The 19,613-nt window shown below is 36.1% G+C and carries 17 protein-coding genes; 5 read left to right on the top strand and 12 right to left on the bottom strand.

Annotated features, from left to right (window positions below):
- Positions 1 to 195 precede the first annotated feature (195 nt).
- The 6 genes from B5G32_RS10940 to B5G32_RS10905 form a co-directional block, all read right to left on the bottom strand.
- Positions 196 to 942: a hypothetical protein gene (locus B5G32_RS10940; RefSeq protein WP_479684588.1), complete on the bottom strand. Its 747-nt coding sequence runs from the start codon at positions 940 to 942 to the stop codon at positions 196 to 198.
- A 70-nt stretch (positions 943 to 1,012) separates the two neighbouring features.
- Positions 1,013 to 1,372: a 4-fold beta flower protein gene (locus tag B5G32_RS10935; protein ID WP_087936681.1), complete on the bottom strand. Its 360-nt coding sequence runs from the start codon at positions 1,370 to 1,372 to the stop codon at positions 1,013 to 1,015.
- Positions 1,373 to 1,994: 622 nt separating this feature from the next.
- Positions 1,995 to 2,771, bottom strand: a complete 777-nt coding sequence (locus B5G32_RS10920) for a hypothetical protein (RefSeq protein ID WP_087936680.1) — start codon at positions 2,769 to 2,771, stop codon at positions 1,995 to 1,997.
- A 69-nt stretch (positions 2,772 to 2,840) separates the two neighbouring features.
- A complete protein-coding gene (locus B5G32_RS10915) occupies positions 2,841 to 3,209 on the bottom strand; it encodes a YdcP family protein (protein ID WP_087936679.1) in 369 nt (122 codons plus the stop codon).
- Positions 3,210 to 3,224: 15 nt separating this feature from the next.
- Positions 3,225 to 3,539, bottom strand: coding sequence for a YdcP family protein (locus tag B5G32_RS10910; RefSeq protein WP_008817929.1), 315 nt, complete (start codon positions 3,537 to 3,539; stop codon positions 3,225 to 3,227).
- A 234-nt stretch (positions 3,540 to 3,773) separates the two neighbouring features.
- Positions 3,774 to 6,824, bottom strand: a complete 3,051-nt coding sequence (locus B5G32_RS10905) for a VaFE repeat-containing surface-anchored protein (RefSeq protein WP_087936678.1) — start codon at positions 6,822 to 6,824, stop codon at positions 3,774 to 3,776.
- Between the two features lie 1,427 nt (positions 6,825 to 8,251).
- Between B5G32_RS10905 and B5G32_RS10895 the strand changes: the two genes are divergently transcribed.
- Positions 8,252 to 9,211 carry an ORF6N domain-containing protein gene (locus B5G32_RS10895; RefSeq protein ID WP_087936677.1) on the top strand — a complete coding sequence of 320 codons (960 nt, stop codon included), beginning with the start codon at positions 8,252 to 8,254 and terminating at the stop codon, positions 9,209 to 9,211.
- Between the two features lie 522 nt (positions 9,212 to 9,733).
- On the opposite strand, the gene B5G32_RS10890 is transcribed toward B5G32_RS10895, so the two are convergent.
- The 3 genes from B5G32_RS10890 to B5G32_RS10880 form a co-directional block, all read right to left on the bottom strand.
- Complete coding sequence (locus B5G32_RS10890) at positions 9,734 to 10,117, bottom strand: DUF1284 domain-containing protein (RefSeq protein WP_087936676.1); 384 nt, start codon at positions 10,115 to 10,117, stop codon at positions 9,734 to 9,736.
- A gap of 2 nt (positions 10,118 to 10,119) precedes the next feature.
- The gene (locus B5G32_RS10885; protein ID WP_087936675.1) at positions 10,120 to 10,668 is read right to left on the bottom strand and encodes a biotin transporter BioY; all 549 of its coding nucleotides are present in this window, start codon (positions 10,666 to 10,668) and stop codon (positions 10,120 to 10,122) included.
- Positions 10,669 to 10,840: 172 nt separating this feature from the next.
- Positions 10,841 to 11,521: a response regulator transcription factor gene (locus B5G32_RS10880; RefSeq protein WP_087243468.1), complete on the bottom strand. Its 681-nt coding sequence runs from the start codon at positions 11,519 to 11,521 to the stop codon at positions 10,841 to 10,843.
- A gap of 181 nt (positions 11,522 to 11,702) precedes the next feature.
- On the opposite strand from B5G32_RS10880, the gene B5G32_RS10875 reads away from it, so the two are divergent.
- The 3 genes from B5G32_RS10875 (at position 11,703) to B5G32_RS10865 (ending at position 15,126) form a co-directional block, all read left to right on the top strand.
- On the top strand, positions 11,703 to 13,781 hold the full coding sequence (locus B5G32_RS10875) for a glutamine synthetase III family protein (RefSeq protein ID WP_087936674.1): 2,079 nt from the start codon (positions 11,703 to 11,705) through the stop codon (positions 13,779 to 13,781).
- 122 nt (positions 13,782 to 13,903) lie between these two features.
- Positions 13,904 to 14,365 (top strand): GNAT family N-acetyltransferase, encoded by a 462-nt coding sequence (locus B5G32_RS10870; protein WP_087243466.1) that lies wholly within the window; start codon positions 13,904 to 13,906, stop codon positions 14,363 to 14,365.
- Between the two features lie 113 nt (positions 14,366 to 14,478).
- On the top strand, positions 14,479 to 15,126 hold the full coding sequence (locus B5G32_RS10865; RefSeq protein ID WP_087936673.1) for a YczE/YyaS/YitT family protein: 648 nt from the start codon (positions 14,479 to 14,481) through the stop codon (positions 15,124 to 15,126).
- 9 nt (positions 15,127 to 15,135) lie between these two features.
- Here the strand turns inward: B5G32_RS10865 and B5G32_RS10860 are convergent, their stop codons facing one another.
- From B5G32_RS10860 to B5G32_RS10850, 3 genes are all read right to left on the bottom strand, one after another.
- Positions 15,136 to 15,564 (bottom strand): VanZ family protein, encoded by a 429-nt coding sequence (locus B5G32_RS10860; protein WP_087936672.1) that lies wholly within the window; start codon positions 15,562 to 15,564, stop codon positions 15,136 to 15,138.
- Positions 15,565 to 15,613: 49 nt separating this feature from the next.
- Positions 15,614 to 17,032, bottom strand: coding sequence for a glycoside hydrolase family 1 protein (locus B5G32_RS10855; protein WP_087936671.1), 1,419 nt, complete (start codon positions 17,030 to 17,032; stop codon positions 15,614 to 15,616).
- An 88-nt stretch (positions 17,033 to 17,120) separates the two neighbouring features.
- Positions 17,121 to 18,539, bottom strand: a complete 1,419-nt coding sequence (locus B5G32_RS10850) for a glycoside hydrolase family 1 protein (protein WP_087936670.1) — start codon at positions 18,537 to 18,539, stop codon at positions 17,121 to 17,123.
- Between the two features lie 274 nt (positions 18,540 to 18,813).
- On the opposite strand from B5G32_RS10850, the gene B5G32_RS10845 reads away from it, so the two are divergent.
- Positions 18,814 to 19,503 carry an aminoglycoside phosphotransferase/kinase family protein gene (locus B5G32_RS10845; protein WP_087936669.1) on the top strand — a complete coding sequence of 230 codons (690 nt, stop codon included), beginning with the start codon at positions 18,814 to 18,816 and terminating at the stop codon, positions 19,501 to 19,503.
- The last annotated feature ends 110 nt before the right edge of the window (positions 19,504 to 19,613 follow it).

The following is a 19,613-nucleotide window of genomic DNA, read 5'->3' as shown; positions in this document are numbered from 1 at the left end:
AAAGTATGTACAAAAAACAAGAGAGAAGCTCTTGAAAAGGCATATGAAAATATTACAGATACCTGCTATCCTGATTGGAATGATGATAAAAATCTAATGAACTGGTTAAATGAGCTAAGCAGTATAAATAAATAAAAAATAATGTAAAGTAAATCAATAAGAAACGGTATAAAAACGTGCTTATTAGAACTTACTTTACATTATTTCTAACTTTACATAATTACCGCCGCCAGTGCCGCCAGCAATCAGCATATGGGGGAGCTTGTCATATTCCCACCAGACATTTTTCATCAGACGCAGGCTGCCATGTTCCGCCTGTACCTCGTCAATGGTGATACGGTTGGCAATCGTATCATAGAGCAGAACGTATTCTACATAGCTGTCCTTTAGTTCTTTGGACACCAGCTCGCAGTATAAGCCTGTTTCTAGTTTCTTTTCCAAATGCAGGAGCTGGTCTTGATATTTCCCCAATGTAATTTCTGTGCGGATATGCAGCAGTCCGTGTTCCATGCGGTAATACATCTTAGGAAAGTAAGTGATTTTCTCTTTCTTGCTGGTTGCAGGCAAATCCTTAAAGAATCCGCTGTCCTGTGTGGTTTCCGATTCATACCACCCGTTTTCCAGAATCATCTTTGCCAGCTTTTGACGGTGAAAGAGTTGCTTTACCCTGTCATACTGGAATCTGCGGTATAAGAGGGCAGACGCCCCACAGATAAGAAGTGTAGCAATGACAGAAACTATCATGTAGGGCGTGACCGTCAGATGGACGCTGCCATCTTGCAGGAAATGAACCGATTTCCAGTCCGTTGCTGCGATTGTCTTTAGGTTTAGCAGCAAGACCACCGCAAGGAAAAGCAGGAGCAGTGAACCAGCCGAAAAACGAAAGACCAGCGATTTATCGCTGGCTCTGATACGATTTCCACGCTTTTGAAAATGTGGCATATAAAAATCTCCTTTCCACGAAAAAAGCAGCAAACCTTGTAGATTTACTGCTTGTATAATATAAATTGCTTTATTGATTAAAAAACTGTTCTCCAGATAGTGCAGACCAAGATAATGATTTAGCAGCTTTAGCTCTTTTTGCCTGTCTTGCACATTTAGCAGGTTTAGCATGTCTAACACTCTTTACTGGTTTTACATGCTTAGCAGGTTTAGCAGGACCAGAACCACTTGCATTTTCAGTAAAAAATACACAATGTCCATTTAAATCCCTAATCCACCCGTTTTCAAACCACCCAAATTGATGACCGTTATAGCCATAAACAGAGTTATCATGCAAATATGCTACGGGTTGTCCGCTGAATAGATAAATATGTATTCCATCATTATATAAATATGCTATTGGTTTTCCATGTGAATCATAAAATGTCATATCGTACCTCCTACTTAAATTTGCTTACGAACATATTATATAATTATTTGTTTCCATGCACAACCAGAAGCATTGTTATCAATTTATTTTTTTGCGTATGATTGCTGGTTATGGTTCTGCAGATTTCCTGCTGGTTAACCGTGTATGTTCTTCAAAATAATGTCGTCTGCCTTGATGTACCAGTCAACGTCTGCTCCTTGAAAAGTAGCGGTTGCCACAGTGTCAGCTACAGGATTGATGATTCCACCTCTGGGTTCCACCCATTTTCAAGAATCATCTTTGCCAGTTTTTGACGGTGAAAGAGCTGCTTTATCCTGTCATACTGGAATCTGCGGTACAAGAGGACAGCCGCCCCACAGATAAGAAGTGCCGCAATGACAGAAACTATCATGTAGGGTGTGACCGTCAGATGGACGCTGCCATCTTGCAGGAAATGAACCGATTTCCAGTCTATTGCTGCGATTGTCTTTAGATTCAGCAGCAAGACCACCACAAGGAACAGCAAGAGCAACGATTTATCGCTCACTCTGATATACAGTTTCCAGATTTATTGAATTGTGGCATATAAAATCCTTCTTTCCATGAAAAAAGCAGCAAACCTTATAGATTTACTGCTTATATATTATTTATTTGTAATTTTAGCTATTTTACAAAGTTTTCTATACCCTTCAATTCCTGATATTTCTAACAAACTATATTGTTTTAGAAGTGACTGTAATGTGGCTGATATTTGTTCGGGCGTATACGGAGTTAAAGAATCCCCATTTGTAATAGCAATAAATCTTCTTCGTTTATTTTGATAAATCCCCCAAAATCTATCCATATCAATATTCGGATTATTTTGTTCGATTTGTCTAATTAAATTTGCTAAAATTTCTTGCTGCTTTTCATTACTTACTACAGAAGTGTCTTGCGTGAGCTCTTGTAATTGTTTACTAGATACAGAACTTGAATCAACTTCTTTCAACGTCTCAACAATAAATGAGATTTCTACATTACATAAAGCACTTTGTTTTACAAAAAAATAGTTTTTTTGTAAATTGCGCATCAGTTCTTGTTGTTCTTGCATAGAAGTAACATATTGGTAAAATTTATTTATACTATCATAACTTTTGGTATCTATTTTGCGAATAAATAAATGCTTATAGTTTTTCCAATGATTAACGTCAATTAAGGGAAGTGATTCATAAAATGCAGTTAAATTTAAACCTTGATTAGTTATATAAGACTGAATTTCTTGTACGCGCTTTTGAAGTTCGTCTATCTGCAAAACAACTAAAGAAGCAGCGTCACGCATTTTTTCCTTTTCTTGTGCTTTATAAATCCATACAGCAGATAAACCTACTATAATCAAACCAAGATTGACCCAATTATCTTTAATGAAATTAATCAACTCCATACACATATCTCCTTAAATCATTTTAAATAATTATATCACTCTTAATTGTTGGAAACAATGTATACACTATCAATTTTTATTTGATAGTTCAGTCGCGTTTTTAGATACTTGTTTATTCTTCAATTTAATATCATCTGCCTTGATGTACCAGTCAACGTCTGCTCCTTGAAAAGTAGCGGTTGCCACCGTATCAGCCACAGGATTGATGATTTCCACCTCTGCGTTGTAGTCAAATTCTTTTAACGGAACAGTGGCAGGAATACTTACCTGTATCATGCGTCCCTGTTCCTTACACTTCAAATCGTAGGTACGTTCTTTAATTTCTTCAGAAACTGTACCGTCCTCGTTCTGGATATGTACCTCACGACGTAGAGCTGAGAACTTCAATACGCCGAATGTTTTTTCCTTGTCAATGATGATTCCGTTTGCTAATCTCATAAATTCGATACCTCCTTATGCTTTCACCATGTCGTCTGCTGACAGGATATAATTTGTGAAACCTCTTGTGCCGATTTTATAACCCTCTGCGGTGATTTTGGGATTGATAAGTTTTACCCTTTCCTCTGATTCAAAGTTCTTCTCACCAGCAGACGCAGGCAGCACCACAATAATATCATCTGCTCTTTGCACGTCGGAATAAAGGTTAAAGCTACGGGAAACGACCGCCATGCGTCCGTTGATCCTACGCTGTTCCACTTTATTCTCACCTGCAAATTCTAAATGCCCGAATGTTTTTTCCATGTTAGGGATAACGTGTTTTAATTCCATAATATACCTCTTTTCTTTCTATATTTTATTGATAGTGTCATTCTGCTGTCGGGATAATATCTGTCTGCCTGTGGATTATCAAGGGCAGGCGTTGTGCGTTGCACCCTTGACAATCCCCATTCAGAAAGGTAAGCCATCATCAAGCAGAATTTAGCCAGATTGTCAGATATACGCTGACTTTTTTATAATGGGCGGTGAACGGGACGCTGCTTTCATCAGCCGATACCTCCCGTATTAGTCAGCTTTCTTTTTATAAAATCTCTTGTAAGCTGCGAAGATAAGACCAACACTGGAAATTCCAAGCATAGCCAACAGTGCGGTTAAAGGTGTATTGTCACCTGTTTTTGGAGAGCTGCCAGCTCTGCTAGGTGTTTCTGGCGTATCGGATTCCTCTGGTGTGACAGGGGATTCTGGTTGTTCCTTGACGGTCACGGTCTGTCCCTCGTCGTCAATGTCCTTATGTTCCGCTACCTTGATAGGCTTGTCTGGATTCGTCACGTCGTATAATTCCTCAAAAGTGACAAGCTCCTTGCCTGCAAGCTCGCTGGCATTAAAAGTAAATTCAATCTGAACCTCCATCTTGCTGTCCGTTGCGGTAAACGTAAGGTCATTTTCCACAGGCTTTCCATCAATCAATAGCTGTGCATTTTCAGATTTTATCATCTGCCAGCCTTTAAGCTGGTACTGTGTGTCTTTTTCCAGACCGTCTAAAGTGACGGTATCAACGATTGTCACTTCTTTGCCAGCAACTATCATCTTTTCGCCAGTCGTCTTGCTGGTCGCTGTGGTATGAACCGTAATCACTCTTTCTTTGATTGTCACGGTCTGTCCGTCGTCCTCAATGTCCTTGTGTTCCGTTACTTTGATAGGCTCGTCTGGATTGGAGAGGTCGTATAATTCCTCAAAGGTTACAAGGTCGCTGCCGCCTAAAGCACTGGCATCGAATGTAAACGCCATCTCGATTTCCATTTTGGAATCCTTTGCGGTAAATGTATAATCATTTTCCACAGGCTTTCCGTCAACAAGTAACTGTGTATTTTCAGCTTTTACCATCTGCCAGCCTTTAAGCTGGTACTTTGTACCTTTTTTCAGACCATCTAAGGTAACGGTATCAACGATAGTCACGTTCTTACCAGCGACGATTGATTTTTCACCTGTTGCCTTATCAGCAGCAGTTGTATGGATAGTGATTTCTGGTTCGTATTCATCTGTCAGCGTACCTAAGTCAATCACGGTCTTATTTCTTGAAACCACCACATCAAAAGCAGGAATCAGTGTCATTCCCTTATTGGAATCACAGCGCAATTCCTCAATCGTATAGGTATCGTAAGGCAAAGCACCTTTGCTGTCGTCTGGTGCGGAAGTGCCGAACCAGATACCGTCCTCGCTGGTCTTGCCCTCATTGGTATTCTGTGTATGGGAAACCCAGTCAGCAGAAGTTGAGAACTGACCGTTTGCGTCCGTCACGATAACATGACTTTCACCAGTCGTCTTGCTTGTGATCCTAAACGGAACATTCGCAAGACGCTTGTGTGTGTCAGCAGCGATTTTCACGCCCTCAATGTCGCCACGTTTAATCTGGTTGTAAATGGAATGTTCTTCATCTGTTAAATCAACGATTTTCCCATTTTCCGTGACTGCAAATTCAACCGCTTTTGCACCGTCTGTCAAATATCCCTCTGGTGCGCTGGTTTCTTCTAAACGGTATTTTCCAAAAGGTAGGGTATCTGTATCAGTCGCAGCAATACCGTCAATCCCTGTATGGATTGTCTTTACGGTTTCGTTTTTCTTATACAGCTTGCCATCAACCAAGACAGCATTATCATTTAAGGAAATGATTGCAAAGGCAGTATCTTTTAAAGTTGCTCCGCCCTGTGCTTTGGTATCTTTGGTTTCAAAGTCACGTTTCTGGATTTTGACACCGCCACGGATAACCTTGTCAGATACAGAATACTGGTTGCTGCCGCTTAATACTGCAAGCTCGCCATCTTCTGTAATCTGTGCCACATACAAGCCTTTTATCTGTTTTGAACTTCCAGCAGCCTGCATATATGCGCCCTCCAATAAGTAACCGTTTGGAGCAGACTTTTCTTCTACCGTGATAGTTCCCAGCGGCAGGCAGACTGTACCGTTTTGTGTATAGAAACTATCGCCAGATACTTTATAGGAATCAGCTAAACGGGTGATATAGTGGATTGCATTGTCGCTGCCTTTTTCCGCTTTGGTCTTTGTCGTCCATGTGCGTGTCGGCTCTGCTGGAAGATTATCTTTTGTATAATATCCGTCGTAATACTTCCAGACAAACTCTGCACCCTCCAAACTCGCATTACCCTGTGGGTCTGCTTTGGAAGTTTCCATATCAATCTTGAAAAGCTCAATCAAGGTATCTGTGACTTTAGGTGTATCGCTCACTTTCAAGGTAGCTGTTTCACCAGCTTTGACCGTAAGAGTATACACGTTCTTATCTAACTGGAATCCTTTGGGAGCTTTGGTTTCTTTCACATAGTATGTCGCAGCTTTTAGTTCCACAGTTTCAGTGCTGCCACTGTTATCTGTCGTAAGTGTGGCAAGCTGTTCTTTGCAGCTTTTATCAGCGTAGACACCATAAGTCGCACCAGCGATTGAATAGCAGTCGTTAGATTCTGTAATCCCCGTATTACTGGAAGACTTCTGAATCTTGCCATTTCCCACAGCCAGTTTTGCATAGAACTGTCCTATGTCCTGTCCCTCGCCAGAGTAGATATAACCATAACAGTCATAGCGTCCTTTGTTTTCTTTGACAAAGGTTTTTGCACCTGCGAACACTTCATCTTGTACCGCTTTGGGAATTTCATCATAGGCAGCTCGCACGTTATCGCAGCCCCAGCCTAAATGAACGCTCAATCTCTGCCAGACCACTAACTGTCTTAACAGGTAGGCGTGCTGACTGCTTATCCCTTTATGACTGTCCGTGTACTGTTTGACGTATTCAATGGATAAGGCAACATCAGCTATCTGGTCGGCACTCATGCGTGTGCTTGCGTCAGCTCTGGTCTTATAGCCATTTTTGAAATTCGTGTTTATATCTATGCAGTAAGCGTCCTCGCCCTCGACGGTCATATGCCCCTCGTTGAATGTTGAGCCGATAGAACCATCATTCATTACCTTTTCAACGATTCCAACACGTTCCGCAGATTCCGTCCAATATTGCGTCTGTGCTGCATGAACCGCAGTAGTGGGTAATGCGGTAAAGACGGTTGCTAGGGCAAGGACACCCGTAAGCAATCGTTTCATAATCTTTATCATAATTTTTTGATTCTCCTTTCTTTTGAAATATAAAAAGGACGCTCATTTCTGAACGTCCAAAGGATACGAGTATCTTGATTTCTAGTGACAAATGATTTATATTTAAAAAAGTAAAAATTGCAAAAAACTAAGCGCATTTGCTAACAGCTTGCTAACACTCTATGGTGTATGGCAGTACACCTACGGGTATCAGCGTCTAGCAATAACAAAGGCTTTGTCTTTATTTTTTGCCATTAAGCGTCCCATAAAGGATAATCGAACCACCAGCTACCAAAGTTCACAGGGAACTCCTAAGCGGTAGGTCGGAGGTTCAAATCCTCTTAGCGACGCCAAAAACTCCGCCGAAAACCCTTGTAAAATAAAGGTTTTCGGCGTTTCATATTTTACTATAGTTTTTTCAAATCGTATATTCTTGTTAAATTTGATTAGCAAAAACACCTTTCTGCTAATCATTCACTACCATAGAATAGTCGAACCATTTTTAAATGATCATTTATGTACATATTTATGTTAGCATTTATACCTGGGGTTGTATCGACATCTTCGAAGAAAGTATCAATGTAGGACGAGCTTATATCTTCGTTAATAAAGAGCTTCAAAGGGTCAGCTGAGATGCTTTGGAGTAATTAAACGAAAAGGGCGTAGTATTCAAATTTCCACCTGCTCTTTCAAGCAACCATACTGCATTGGTGTTGAAAGATCCGAAAACACTGACGAGCGTGAGAAAAGTATTCTTGCCTAAGACTGTGGCAGAAATGCTTGTAAAGCACCGTAAAGAAATAGACAATCTCAAAGAGCTGTTCGGAGATGAATACACCGATTTTAATATGGTGTTTGCATCTACCTGTGGTAGACCGATTGAGGGGCAAGTCATTAACTGAGCCTTAAAGAAACTCATTAACGATAACGACCTGCCACCTGTTGTTTTTTACAGTTTCCGCTATTCAAGCATCACATATAAGCTGAAGCTCAACGGCGGAAATATGAAGTCAGTGCAGGGCGGCTCTGGTCACGCACAAGTCAAAATGGTTGCTGATGTGTATTCTCATATATAGACGAGGACAGGAGAATAAATGCTCAGAGATTTGAAGAACAATTTTACCAGAGCAAGGCTACTCCAAAGGCTGAGGAGGTATCATCACAGGAAGCATCTCCTGTGGCTCCACAGGAAGAACAGGAAATGTTGCAAAAGCTCCTTGCAAATCCCCAAATGATAGCACTTCTAAAATCGTTGGCAAAGAACTTATAAAGATGATGAGCAGTTCTCAAGATTGCCCGTTTTCTTTTGGGATTTGATATGGTAAAAAAATTGTCGTATGGTATAATGAGAGTGTCGAAAATGATTGAGGTTGTAATTTGCGATATCAAAGCAGATGACACATAAAACTTGAAATGCCAAATTGGCATTTCAAATTTAGGAGGATATAATGGCAACAGAAGATAGGAAAGAAGTTTTGTCACAAAATCAGATAGAAACTCCTGTTGTGGAAATAGTACAGCCTGCCATTGAAAAATTGATATATGTTATTCGTGATAAACAGGTTATGATAGACAGCGATTTAGCTATGCTTTATCAGGTGGAAACAGGAGCATTGAACAGAGCTGTAAAAAGAAATATAAAGAGATTTCCAGATGATTTTAGATTTCAGCTTACCGTGGAGGAATATGAAAACTTGAAATGCCAGATTGGCATTTCAAGTTTGAATGAAAATGGATATGGTGGACGAAGAACTTTACCGTATGTTTTTACCGAACAAGGAATATCCATGCTTGCAAGCGTACTTCATAGTGATATAGCCATAAATGTGAGCATTGGTATTATGAGGGCTTTTGTAGAGATGAGGCGTTTCATTGCTAACAATGCTCTACTCTTTGAGCGTATTAGCAATGTGGAATTAAAGCAGTTGGAATACCAGAAGCAGACGGACGAGAAGTTAGAGCAAATATTTGAATACATATCTGAACACGAGGAAGCCAGTCAAAAGATATTCTTTGACGGACAGATATATGATGCGTTTAGTCTGATTGTCAGCTTGATACAGAAAGCAGAGAAAGAGATTACGCTGATAGACGGGTATGTAGATGTAGGAACGCTTAATCTGTTAGCGAAGAAAAATGAGGGTGTATCTGTTACAGTTTACACTCATCAGCGAACACGATTAAGTAATATAGATGTGGCAAATTTCAATGCACAGTACCCTACGTTGGAAGTGAAGTATACGAGTGTGTTTCACGACAGATTTTTAATTTTGGACGGAAAAACAGCCTACCATATCGGGGCGTCTTTGAAAGATGCAGGTAAGAAAACTTTTGGAATTACGCTGATTAACGATGAGAGTATCACGAAAGATATCTTGCAGCGTTTAGAATTGGAAACGGAAGAATAGAAATTGCAAAAGGCAGTCCCCAAAATTGCCTTTCACCATACATACAAAACTTGAAATTACAATTTTCGATTTCAAGTGGCGATAAGATAAACGATATAACATTGTATGTCACGGGATAATAACCACCACCTAAAAGGTGGCTGATATTGACATCGTAACATTTCCCAAATCAAAAGGCTTGTGCTAAATGCTTGCTAAAAGGACGGTCTAAAATGCCTTAAAATTAGCAGTCACAAGGTGGTACGAAATAACATCTTTAATTCGTGAAAAGTTAGTAAATATGGGGATTAGTTAAACTTAGAAGGTAGCCTCCTTACTCTTAATGGTGTGACTCCCAAGCAGTACATTGGGTGTTCAAATTACCTCGTGGACGCCATTTTATATAATGGATAGAAAGTTCTATCGCCTTGTAAACAGTCAACAGTTTGTGTTAGTTGTTTTTTGTTAAAGTTGATTTTTTTATTTTCAACAAAATTTGAAATATATGTATAATAATGATGAAACGACCTGAAGAGGTCGTTTTTATGCTTTTCGTTCACAGATTTCTGTCCACTGACAATTTCCACATATACTTTTTCTTTGATTAGGAATGATAATCTTTTCATTGATCAGACGTGAAAATTCAAACCAGGAGATTTGTGAATTCTCTTTTAAACCACAAAAAGATAATACCATGTGATCATATCCTTGAACCAATTCTTTTGTTTTACAGACATCTTTAAGTAAGTTAGGACATTTTTGACAAATGATATCTTCCTTTATAACAACTTTGAAATCGGGATTATTTTTCATAGTATCATAAACAGATTGCATATGTTTGGTGAATTCTTCACTATAACCTTTTCCTTCAAAAAAATTGAAACACAAACCATGATGTGCTCTTAACTCTAATCGCTTCTTATTCATGATTATCTTTTCTTTAACCTGTTTATAAGAAAAAGAGCAACGCCAATTTTTATTAAGTCAGGTATAATAAAGGGGATGACACACAATCCTAAAACGGTAGATAATCCAATGACACCTGAATGTTGGGTATAGATCATCATAAACCAAGCAGTACCAAAAACATAACATACAATCAAACCTGCTACCATAGAAAAAGCTAGGACGATTTGATTTCTACCCATGATTGCCTCTATTCCCCACATCAGTAATGCTGATAATAAAAAGCCGATAATATAACCACCCGTTGTACCTAGAAGAACACTTACGCCACCAGTCAATCCAGCAAATACAGGAATTCCAATAGCCCCAAGAAGGATATATGTCAAAACTGTCAATGTTCCTCTTTTACCACCTAAAAGACCAACTGTCGTAAAGACACCCATTGTTTGTAGAGTAAACGGAATACTGGCAGGAATGGAAATCCATGAACAAATAGAAATCATGGCAGTGAAAACACTCATATAGACAATATCTCTGGTTTTATTTGAATCAGTATCTTTTATATATTCCATTGTTTATACACCTCTTTTTCTAGTGAAGACAGTAGTCATCATAACAGATGTTTCTTTTATTGTAAACTATTAAATGTATTTTGGTTTACAATAAAATGTATAGTACTAGTTATTTGTAGAAAAAAAGAACTTTATGATTTGACTCAATAAAGTTCTTTTCTGTATGTATTTTTTAAAATGCCATTTTATAGCTATCTTTACCAAAACGCTTGATATATTCCTGATCATTATTAGCCAGTCTTAATTTCATCATGACATTACCAATCAAAGCTGGAATGGATGTACCATCTTCATATATTGAAGAACCCCAAACCTGTTCAAACAAATAAGAAATACTAAAAGGCTGATAAGGATGGGCAATGAGAATGGATAATAACTTATATTCATTTTTTGTTAGTGTTAAAGCTTTTCCATTACATGAACATGTTTTGGCAGTTGTATCCATCACAATATCTTTAAAACGATATATACGTCTAGGTTTTAATATCCCATTTTTATAAACTGATTGAATTTTAATATCTAAATCTTTTAAAGCAAAAGGTTCAGTTAAGTAGTCATCTGCTCCAGCATTTAATAATGATTCTAAATAATCAGGAGCTAATGCATCACTTAAAACAATCGTAATGGGCTGACCTCTTAATTTAATTTGTACTAGAAAATCTCTTATTTGAATGCGTGGAAAATTATCTTCAATGATGACACAATCATAAGTATGATTTTCAAAATAATTTTCTAAATCTTTATATGTGATGACTTGTTGACAGATATAATCTTTAGATTCCAGATAGTCTTTGATTTGATTATTGAAATCTTTTTGACTATGAATAATAAGAGCTGTAAATTGTCCAAACATAAAAATTCACCTCTTTATAAGTATAATATGAAACGCAAAAAATACAATAGAATATATTCAAAATATTTTTATTTCATTATATGAAAATGTACGTTATTTAGCTATGACATGATAGATTTTATGTAGACATTGTGAAAATAAATTGATACAATGGTGGAAAAAGAAATGGGGGATGTATTGAATGGATATGAATAAGTTACTTGAAAACTATGGATGTTTGACTTTTAGTGATGATATCATGAGAGAACGTATTCCAAAATCAACTTATAAGGCTTTTCATGAAGCTTTAGATAAAGGTGAACCTTTAGCTAAGGAAACAGCAACAGTTATTGCGAATGCTATGAAAATATGGGCAGTAGAAAATGGGGCCACTCACTTTACACACTGGTTTATGCCAATGACGGGATTAACAGCTGAAAAACATGATGCTTTTTTAGAACCTGATGGTAATAAAGCTATTTTAGAATTTAGTGGTAAAACATTAAGAAAAGGGGAACCTGATGCGTCTTCTTTTCCATCTGGAGGATTACGTGCAACTTTTGAAGCACGTGGTTATACGGCCTGGGATTGTACTTCACCAGCTTTTGTGAAAGATGGAAGTTTATATATACCAACACTATTTTGTTCATATACAGGTGAAGCTTTAGATAAAAAGACACCTTTATTAAAATCCGTTGATGCTTTGACAAAAGCTTCATGTCGTTTATTACCAATGCTTGGTATGGAAGGTATCACTCATGTCAGTGCTTCTGTAGGAAGTGAACAGGAATATTTCTTAGTAGCAGATGAATATTATCAAAAGCGTATGGATTTAAAATTAACAGGTAGAACGCTTTTTGGTGCTATGGCACCTAAAGGTCAAGAATTGGAAGATCATTATTTTGGAAGCCTAAAGCGTAAAGTTGCTGCTTTTATGAAAGAACTTGATCAGGAATTATGGAAATATGGTATTCCTTCTAAAACAAAACATAACGAAGTGGCTCCTGCGCAACATGAAGTGGCTTGTGTTTATCGTAATGTTAATATTACAACAGACAATAATCATTTGTTAATGTTATTGATGCAGGATATTGCAAAAAAACATGGATTAAGATGTTTGTTGCATGAAAAACCATTTGATGGTGTGAATGGATCAGGAAAACATAATAACTGGTCAGTTGTCACAAATACCGGTGTTAATTTATTTAATCCAGGACAGAACCCAAGTGAAAATTTACCTTTCTTAGCTGCTTTAGCATGTACAATGAAAGCTGTTGATGAATATGCAGATTTATTGCGTATGACAACTGCTACAGCTGGTAATGATCATCGTTTAGGAGCTAATGAAGCACCACCAGCTATCATTTCTATGTTTTTAGGTGAAGATTTAGATAAAATCATTCATGCGATTATTGAGGGTGCAGAATTAGAAAATATTGATAAAGCAAGATTCCAGACAGGTGTTTCTGTTGTTCCTGATTTTTCTAAAGATAATACTGATCGTAACCGTACATCACCATTTGCTTTTACAGGTAATAAGTTTGAATTTAGAGCTGTTGGTTCATCACAATCTATTGCGGGTCCTAATACAATCTTAAATTCTATTTTAGCTTATGAAATGGAAGAAATGGCAGATGAAATAGAAAGTGGTAAAGAACCTATGGAAGTCATTAAAGAATTTTTATCTCAACATCAAAGAATTATCTTTAATGGAGATGGATATTCTAAAGAGTGGGAAGAAGAAGCAAAAAGAAGAGGACTTCCAAATCGTAAAAATACAGTTGAAGCTATGGAATGCTTATTAGATGAAAAGAATGTTAAAATGTTTAAACGCTTAGGTATTTATAGTGAAATTGAACTTCAGGCACGTTATGAAATCTTACTTGAAAATTATAATAAAACGATTCAAGTTGAAGCTTTAACAGCATTAAAAATGGCAAGAAATGAAATTTATCCTGCCGCATTAGCTTATTTAGATCAAATGACAAAAACATCTTTGCATATGCAAGAATTGGGTGTCAATATTGATTATCTGGTGGATGATGTCAAATCATTATCATCATTGTTATCACAAATGAAAAATCAAATGATGATTTTAGAAAAACATATTGATAGAGCACAACATCTTGAAGCTGATATTTTAGAAATTGCAAAAATATGGCGTGATGATGTATTATCAACAATGACGATATTACGTCAGTTTGCTGATCAGATTGAAAATTGTGTAGATGAAAAATATTGGCCTATGCCAACATATATGGATTTATTATTTGGTATATAAACTGGTATCTTTTGATACTGGTTTTTTTATTTGACAGGTAACTTTTGGGGTTCGCATACGAAAATGTTTCTTATTTGTCAAGAGTGTGATATAATGAAAATAGTTTTGAAGGGGTGGTGTAGATGAAAACGAGGTTATATAGGCAAAGTGATTTAGATTCTATTTTAGAGTTATTTTATCATAATATTCATACTGTTTGTGTTCATGATTATACATTAGAACAGCTAGATGCCTGGGCACCTGCAAATCCAGATGTTTATCGTTGGCAGGTTTCTTTGAACAGAAATCATACTTTGGTTGTAGAAAAGGATTCACAAATTATTGGATTTGGTGATGTTGGTGAAACAGGATATTTAGATAGGCTTTATGTACATCCTGATTATCTACATCAAGGCATTGCTTCATTGCTTGTTGAACAATTGGAAAAATATGCCAAAGCCAAAGGAATATCTTTTATGAATACAGCTGCTTCTGTGACATCAAGACCTTTCTTTGAAAAACAGGGGTATAATGTTTTAGAAGAACAGATTGTGGAAAGACGTGGCGTGAGATTGAGAAGATATTTAATGGAAAAGAAACTTTAGTTGTTGAAGGAGAAAAGAGATTTTCTTCTTTTTATTTTGAAGTTTCATAATTTGAAATTTAAAAGACAAAAATAAATATTTCGATATAATCATGATGATTGTGGAGGGAAATCATGAATAGAAATGTAAAGAGATATATCATTATTGTATTAGGTTTTATTATAACTGGGACAGGTTCAGCTTTAACTTTAAAGGCTGGTATTGGCGTAGGAGCCTGGGATGCTTTAGCTAAATCAACATCAGATCTGATCGGGATAGAGGTTGGAACAGCGGGTATTCTTTTTAATAGCAGTTGTGTGCTGGGACAAATTCTTATTTTAAGAAAACAATTTCGTGTACGCCAGTTGCTTCAGATTCCTTTTAGTATTTTACTAGGTACGGTTATTAATTTTATGGTTTACCATATTTTAACTTTCCCATTTGATTCTTTTGGTGGCGGAATCGTTTTATATTTATGTGCCAGTACTTTAGCGGCATTTGGTGTGTCTATTGTCATGTTGTTGGATGAAGTAACGTTTGCTTTAGAAGGCTTCTGTATGGCATTGACAAAGCTTTTACCTTTTAAGTTTTCTACGATCAGACAAGCTGTTGATGTGATATCTATCTTGATGATTATAGGACTGACTTTATCAGCTCATATTTCTTGGTCTATTGGTGTAGGAACAATTCTAGGAATGTTAACATTTGGACCAACATTAGGTATTTTTATGAAATTATTTAAACCTATATTAAAAAAACATCAATTGCTTAATTATGAATAAAACTCAAATCTATTTCAGACTTGAGTTTTTTCTTTTCCAATAATTATAAAAATAATAAATCACAATGGCAATCAGGGCACCACATGTATCAATAAGAACATCTGTGAATTGACCAGCTCTGCCACCTATAAATAACTGATGAAATTCATCAGTGCAGGCATATAGAAAAGCACATATAAGTGAATAGACGATAATCTTTTTCAATGGATATTGATTCTTATAGAATCCATAAATAAAAGTCAAAGTTAAAACAGCATATTCGCTCATATGAGCAGCTTTTCTGACAATCAATTCTGTTATAGGAATATGTAAGTAAGTTTGAATCCATAAAACAATTTGTGAACTTAGTCCAGATGATTCATTTCCTGTTTGTTGTGAAAACTTAAAAATGATGATCATTAAGATGAAGGATGGTATAAAATATTTGATTTTCTTCATAAAAACACCTCTTGGTTATTATAAAAGAACTTGTCTGTTTCGACAAGTTCTAATCTGTTAAATCTTCACCGTTAGAAGCAATGACTTTCTTATACCAATAGAAAGAATCTTTGCGATATCTCTTCAGTGTTCTTAATTCAAATTCATCTCTGTCTACATAAATGAAACCATAACGTTTTTTCATTCCTTCATGAGTAGAAATTAAGTCAATAGCAGACCAAGGATTATATCCTAGCATTTCGCATCCATCACTAATCGCAAGTCTGATCTGTTCAATATGTTTTCTTAAATATTCAATACGATATGCATCATGGACTTTTCCATCTTCTGTTAATGTATCATAAGCTCCTAAACCATTTTCAGTGACTAATAATGGTAAACGATATCTTGAGTACATTTCACGAATTGTTGCTCTAAATCCCATAGGGTCAATTTCCCAACCGAATTCAGTTGTTGGAAGATAAGGGTTTTTAAATCCTTTAAACATACCTGTTTCCCCACGTGCTGTTTGTTGGTCAGCTGCAGAGTCACATTCTACAGTGCCATCTTCCCACTCGCAAGTTGCCGTATTGTAGTAGTTGAATCCAATGAAATCTGGATGACCGTTTTTCAATGCTTCTGCGTCACCTTCACCAAAATCAGGTGTTGCATCATGTTCTTCTAACCAAGCCCAAACAAGATTATTGTAAACACCATAAACAGCCATATCTAAATATAACCAGTTTCTAACGGCATTATAGTTTTGAGCAGCTAAAACATCTTCTGGTTTACAGCTAGCTGGATAAACAAGTGAAATGTTTGGTGCAGGTCCAATTTTAGCATCTGGTAACATTTCATGACATAATGCCATGGCTTTTGCCTGAGCCACTAACATATGGTGGTTTTGTTGATAGATTTCTTTTAATTCATTTGTACATCCTTCAGGTATAGTCAATGTTCCAATAACAGGACCAACAAGTGTTAACATATTTTGTTCATTGATTGTTAACCAGTATTTGACTCTATCACCGAAGTTTTCAAACATCACTTTCGCAAAATTCACAAACCAGTCAATTGATTCTCTATTTGACCAGCTACCTCTTTGATCCAATGCAGCAGGCATATCAAAGTGGAACATTGTCACGATAGGTTCAATGTTGTATTTGAGACATTCGTTAATTAAGTTGTTGTAGAATTCAATACCTTTAGGATTGACTTCACCAGTTCCCTGAGGTAAGATTCTTGTCCATGCAATAGAAAAACGATATGATTTGAATCCCATTTCAGCCATTAAGGCAATATCTTCTTTATAATGATGATAATGGTCAGCACAAACAGTCAAATCAGAAGTTCCTTCAGGCACTTTTTTAACATCCTGACAAGATGGTCCTTTTCCATCTTCTAAATTTGCACCTTCAACCTGATAGGCAGAAGTACTTGCACCCCAAAGAAAATCTTCAGGGAAAGATTTTAGTGTTTTATGTATCATATTTTATTCCTCCTTAATGTTCATTATATAAAAAATCAAATATTTTGACTATCATTTTTACAATGAAAAAACTTGTTTTTCAACAAGTTTAATCACTTAAATCTTCACCGTTAGAAGCAATGACTTTTTTATACCAGTAGAAAGAATCTTTTCTATATCTATCTAAAGTTTTTAAATCGAATTCATCTCTATCCACATAGATAAATCCATAACGTTTAACCATACCTTCATGAGTAGAAATTAAGTCAACAGCAGACCATGGACAATATCCTAACATTTCACATCCATCACTGATTGCTAAACGAACTTGTGTTAAATGATCTTGGTAATATTTAATACGATATGGGTCATGAACTTTTCCATCTTCTGTTAATGTATCATAAGCTCCTAAACCATTTTCAGTGACTAATAATGGTAAACGATATCTTGAATACATTTCACGAATAGTTGCTCTAAATCCTTGAGGATCGATTTCCCAACCAAATTCAGTTGTTGGTAAGTTTGGATTTCTAAATCCTTTATACATACCAGTAATGCCTTTAGAAGTTTGTTGATCACTAGCACCAGATAAATCTTCAGTTCCATCAGACCACTCGCAAGTTGCTGTATTGTAATAGTTGAATCCAATGAAATCTGGATGTCCATTTTTCAATGCTTCTGCGTCACCTTCTCCAAATTCAGGTGTTGCATCATTTTCTTCTAACCAAGACCAAACAATGTTGTTGTAAACACCATAAACAGCCATATCTAAATATAACCAGTTTCTAATAGCGTTGAAGTTTTGTGCAGCTAAAACATCTTCTGGTTTACAGCTAGCTGGATAAACAAGTGAAATGTTTGGTGCAGGTCCAATTTTAGCTCCTGGTAACATTTCATGACATAATGCCATGGCTTTTGCCTGAGCAACTAACATATGATGGTTTTGTTGATAGATTTCTTTTAATTCATTTGTACATCCTTCTGGTAAATGAAGTGTTCCAATGACTGGTCCATTTAAAGTTAAGACGTTTTGTTCATTGATTGTTAACCAGTATTTGACTCTATCACCGAAGTTTTCAAACATGACTCTTGCAAAATTCACAAACCAGTCAACAGATTCTCTATTTCCCCAGCTACCTCTTTCATCTAATGCAGCAGGCATATCAAAGTGGAACATAGTCACTAATGGTTCAATACCATATTTTAAACATTCATTAATCACATTATTATAATATTCAATACCTTTAGGATTGACTTCACCAGTTCCTTGAGGCAAGATTCTTGTCCATGCAATAGAAAAACGGTAAGTTTTAAATCCTATTTCTGCCATTAAGGCAATATCTTCTTTATAACGATGATATTGGTCAGCACAGACAGTTAAATCTGATGTTCCTTCAGGAACTTTTTTAACATCCTGACAAGATGGTCCTTTTCCATCTTCTAAATTTGCACCTTCAACCTGATAGGCAGAAGTACTTGCACCCCAAAGAAAATCTTTAGGAAATGGTTTTAATGTTTTGTGTATCATAATTTCTCCTCCTCATACAAGCGTTATTATATCGAAAAGTTTTTTGAAATAAGAAATTTTCCAGAAGATGAAAAAAATTTTTATAAAATGAAAACTATTTGAAGAAGGTGTATTGAAAATTGATGATTTATCATGAATAATAGAGAAAGATGTGAAAATAATCAGATAAATTGAAAATGGGATGTTCAAAACAATATTTGATAAGAGGATAGAAATCATTTTCAATTTTAGACAGTAATGATTCATGGTTATATGGGAAATAGGAGGGAAAATAATGAATCAAGACAAAATTATCAATGAAATTATTCCACATTTTTTATGTGAGGGGAAATTATTAAAAATCATTCCTTTTGGCAATGGTCATATTAATGATACATATCGTTTATATTATCAGCTTGAAGATGGTCAGACACAATCTATGATTTTACAGAGAATGAATACATATGTGTTTCAAAGTCCTGACAAGTTAATGGAAAATGTTTTAAATGTCACTTCATTTTTAAAGAACAAAACAATTCAAAATGGAAGAGAACCTGAAAGAGAAACACTCACTGTGATTTTAACTGATCAGGACTTACCTTATTATCAAGATCATGACAATCATGTCTGGCGTATGTATCCCTTTATTGAAAATACAATGAGTTATGATTTGGTTGAAGATGAGAACATTTTTTATCAGAGTGCTTTAGCATTTGGAAAGTTTCAAAATTTGTTAGCTGATTATCCTGCTGATACGCTCTATGAAACAATTCCAGATTTTCATGATACAAGAAAGAGATATGATGCTTTTATAAAAGCGATGCAAGAAGATTGTATGCAAAGGGCTCAAGGTGTATCAAAAGAGATTGCGTTTGTTATTGAACACGAACATTATGTAGATCGCTTTAATGAAGCATTACAAAAAGGAGAAGTTCCTTTAAGAGTGACACATAATGATACCAAATTAAATAATATATTACCTTAATTATTCATGAGATTATAATATAATCATGAAATATCCTTATTTCATAGGCATTTTCTGCTTTTATTTATTCTTTTTCTATTCACCCGTTGGGTGAATAGTTTTTCTTTATA

The organism is Massilimicrobiota sp. An80 (genome assembly GCF_002159255.1).
Taxonomy (GTDB): domain Bacteria; phylum Bacillota_I; class Bacilli_A; order Erysipelotrichales; family Coprobacillaceae; genus Allocoprobacillus; species Allocoprobacillus merdigallinarum.
Note: the sequence above shows the minus strand (reverse complement) of the source record. Positions and strands in the feature narration are given on the sequence as shown.

What these genes read in the sequence shown, in the direction of transcription:
- B5G32_RS10850 (WP_087936670.1), bottom strand. Translation starts at nt 18,539, where the DNA reads ATGATACACAAAACATTAAAACCATTTCCTAAAGATTTTCTTTGGGGT.
- B5G32_RS10915 (WP_087936679.1), bottom strand. Translation starts at nt 3,209, where the DNA reads ATGAGATTAGCAAACGGAATCATCATTGACAAGGAAAAAACATTCGGC.
- B5G32_RS10875 (WP_087936674.1), top strand. Translation starts at nt 11,703, where the DNA reads ATGGATATGAATAAGTTACTTGAAAACTATGGATGTTTGACTTTTAGT.
- B5G32_RS10865 (WP_087936673.1), top strand. Translation starts at nt 14,479, where the DNA reads ATGAATAGAAATGTAAAGAGATATATCATTATTGTATTAGGTTTTATT.
- B5G32_RS10880 (WP_087243468.1), bottom strand. Translation starts at nt 11,521, where the DNA reads ATGTTTGGACAATTTACAGCTCTTATTATTCATAGTCAAAAAGATTTC.
- B5G32_RS10845 (WP_087936669.1), top strand. Translation starts at nt 18,814, where the DNA reads ATGAATCAAGACAAAATTATCAATGAAATTATTCCACATTTTTTATGT.
- B5G32_RS10895 (WP_087936677.1), top strand. Translation starts at nt 8,252, where the DNA reads ATGGCAACAGAAGATAGGAAAGAAGTTTTGTCACAAAATCAGATAGAA.
- B5G32_RS10870 (WP_087243466.1), top strand. Translation starts at nt 13,904, where the DNA reads ATGAAAACGAGGTTATATAGGCAAAGTGATTTAGATTCTATTTTAGAG.
- B5G32_RS10885 (WP_087936675.1), bottom strand. Translation starts at nt 10,668, where the DNA reads ATGGAATATATAAAAGATACTGATTCAAATAAAACCAGAGATATTGTC.
- B5G32_RS10905 (WP_087936678.1), bottom strand. Translation starts at nt 6,824, where the DNA reads ATGATAAAGATTATGAAACGATTGCTTACGGGTGTCCTTGCCCTAGCA.
- B5G32_RS10855 (WP_087936671.1), bottom strand. Translation starts at nt 17,032, where the DNA reads ATGATACATAAAACACTAAAATCTTTCCCTGAAGATTTTCTTTGGGGT.
- B5G32_RS10910 (WP_008817929.1), bottom strand. Translation starts at nt 3,539, where the DNA reads ATGGAATTAAAACACGTTATCCCTAACATGGAAAAAACATTCGGGCAT.
- B5G32_RS10920 (WP_087936680.1), bottom strand. Translation starts at nt 2,771, where the DNA reads ATGGAGTTGATTAATTTCATTAAAGATAATTGGGTCAATCTTGGTTTG.
- B5G32_RS10890 (WP_087936676.1), bottom strand. Translation starts at nt 10,117, where the DNA reads ATGAATAAGAAGCGATTAGAGTTAAGAGCACATCATGGTTTGTGTTTC.
- B5G32_RS10940 (WP_479684588.1), bottom strand. Translation starts at nt 942, where the DNA reads ATGCCACATTTTCAAAAGCGTGGAAATCGTATCAGAGCCAGCGATAAA.
- B5G32_RS10935 (WP_087936681.1), bottom strand. Translation starts at nt 1,372, where the DNA reads ATGACATTTTATGATTCACATGGAAAACCAATAGCATATTTATATAAT.
- B5G32_RS10860 (WP_087936672.1), bottom strand. Translation starts at nt 15,564, where the DNA reads ATGAAGAAAATCAAATATTTTATACCATCCTTCATCTTAATGATCATC.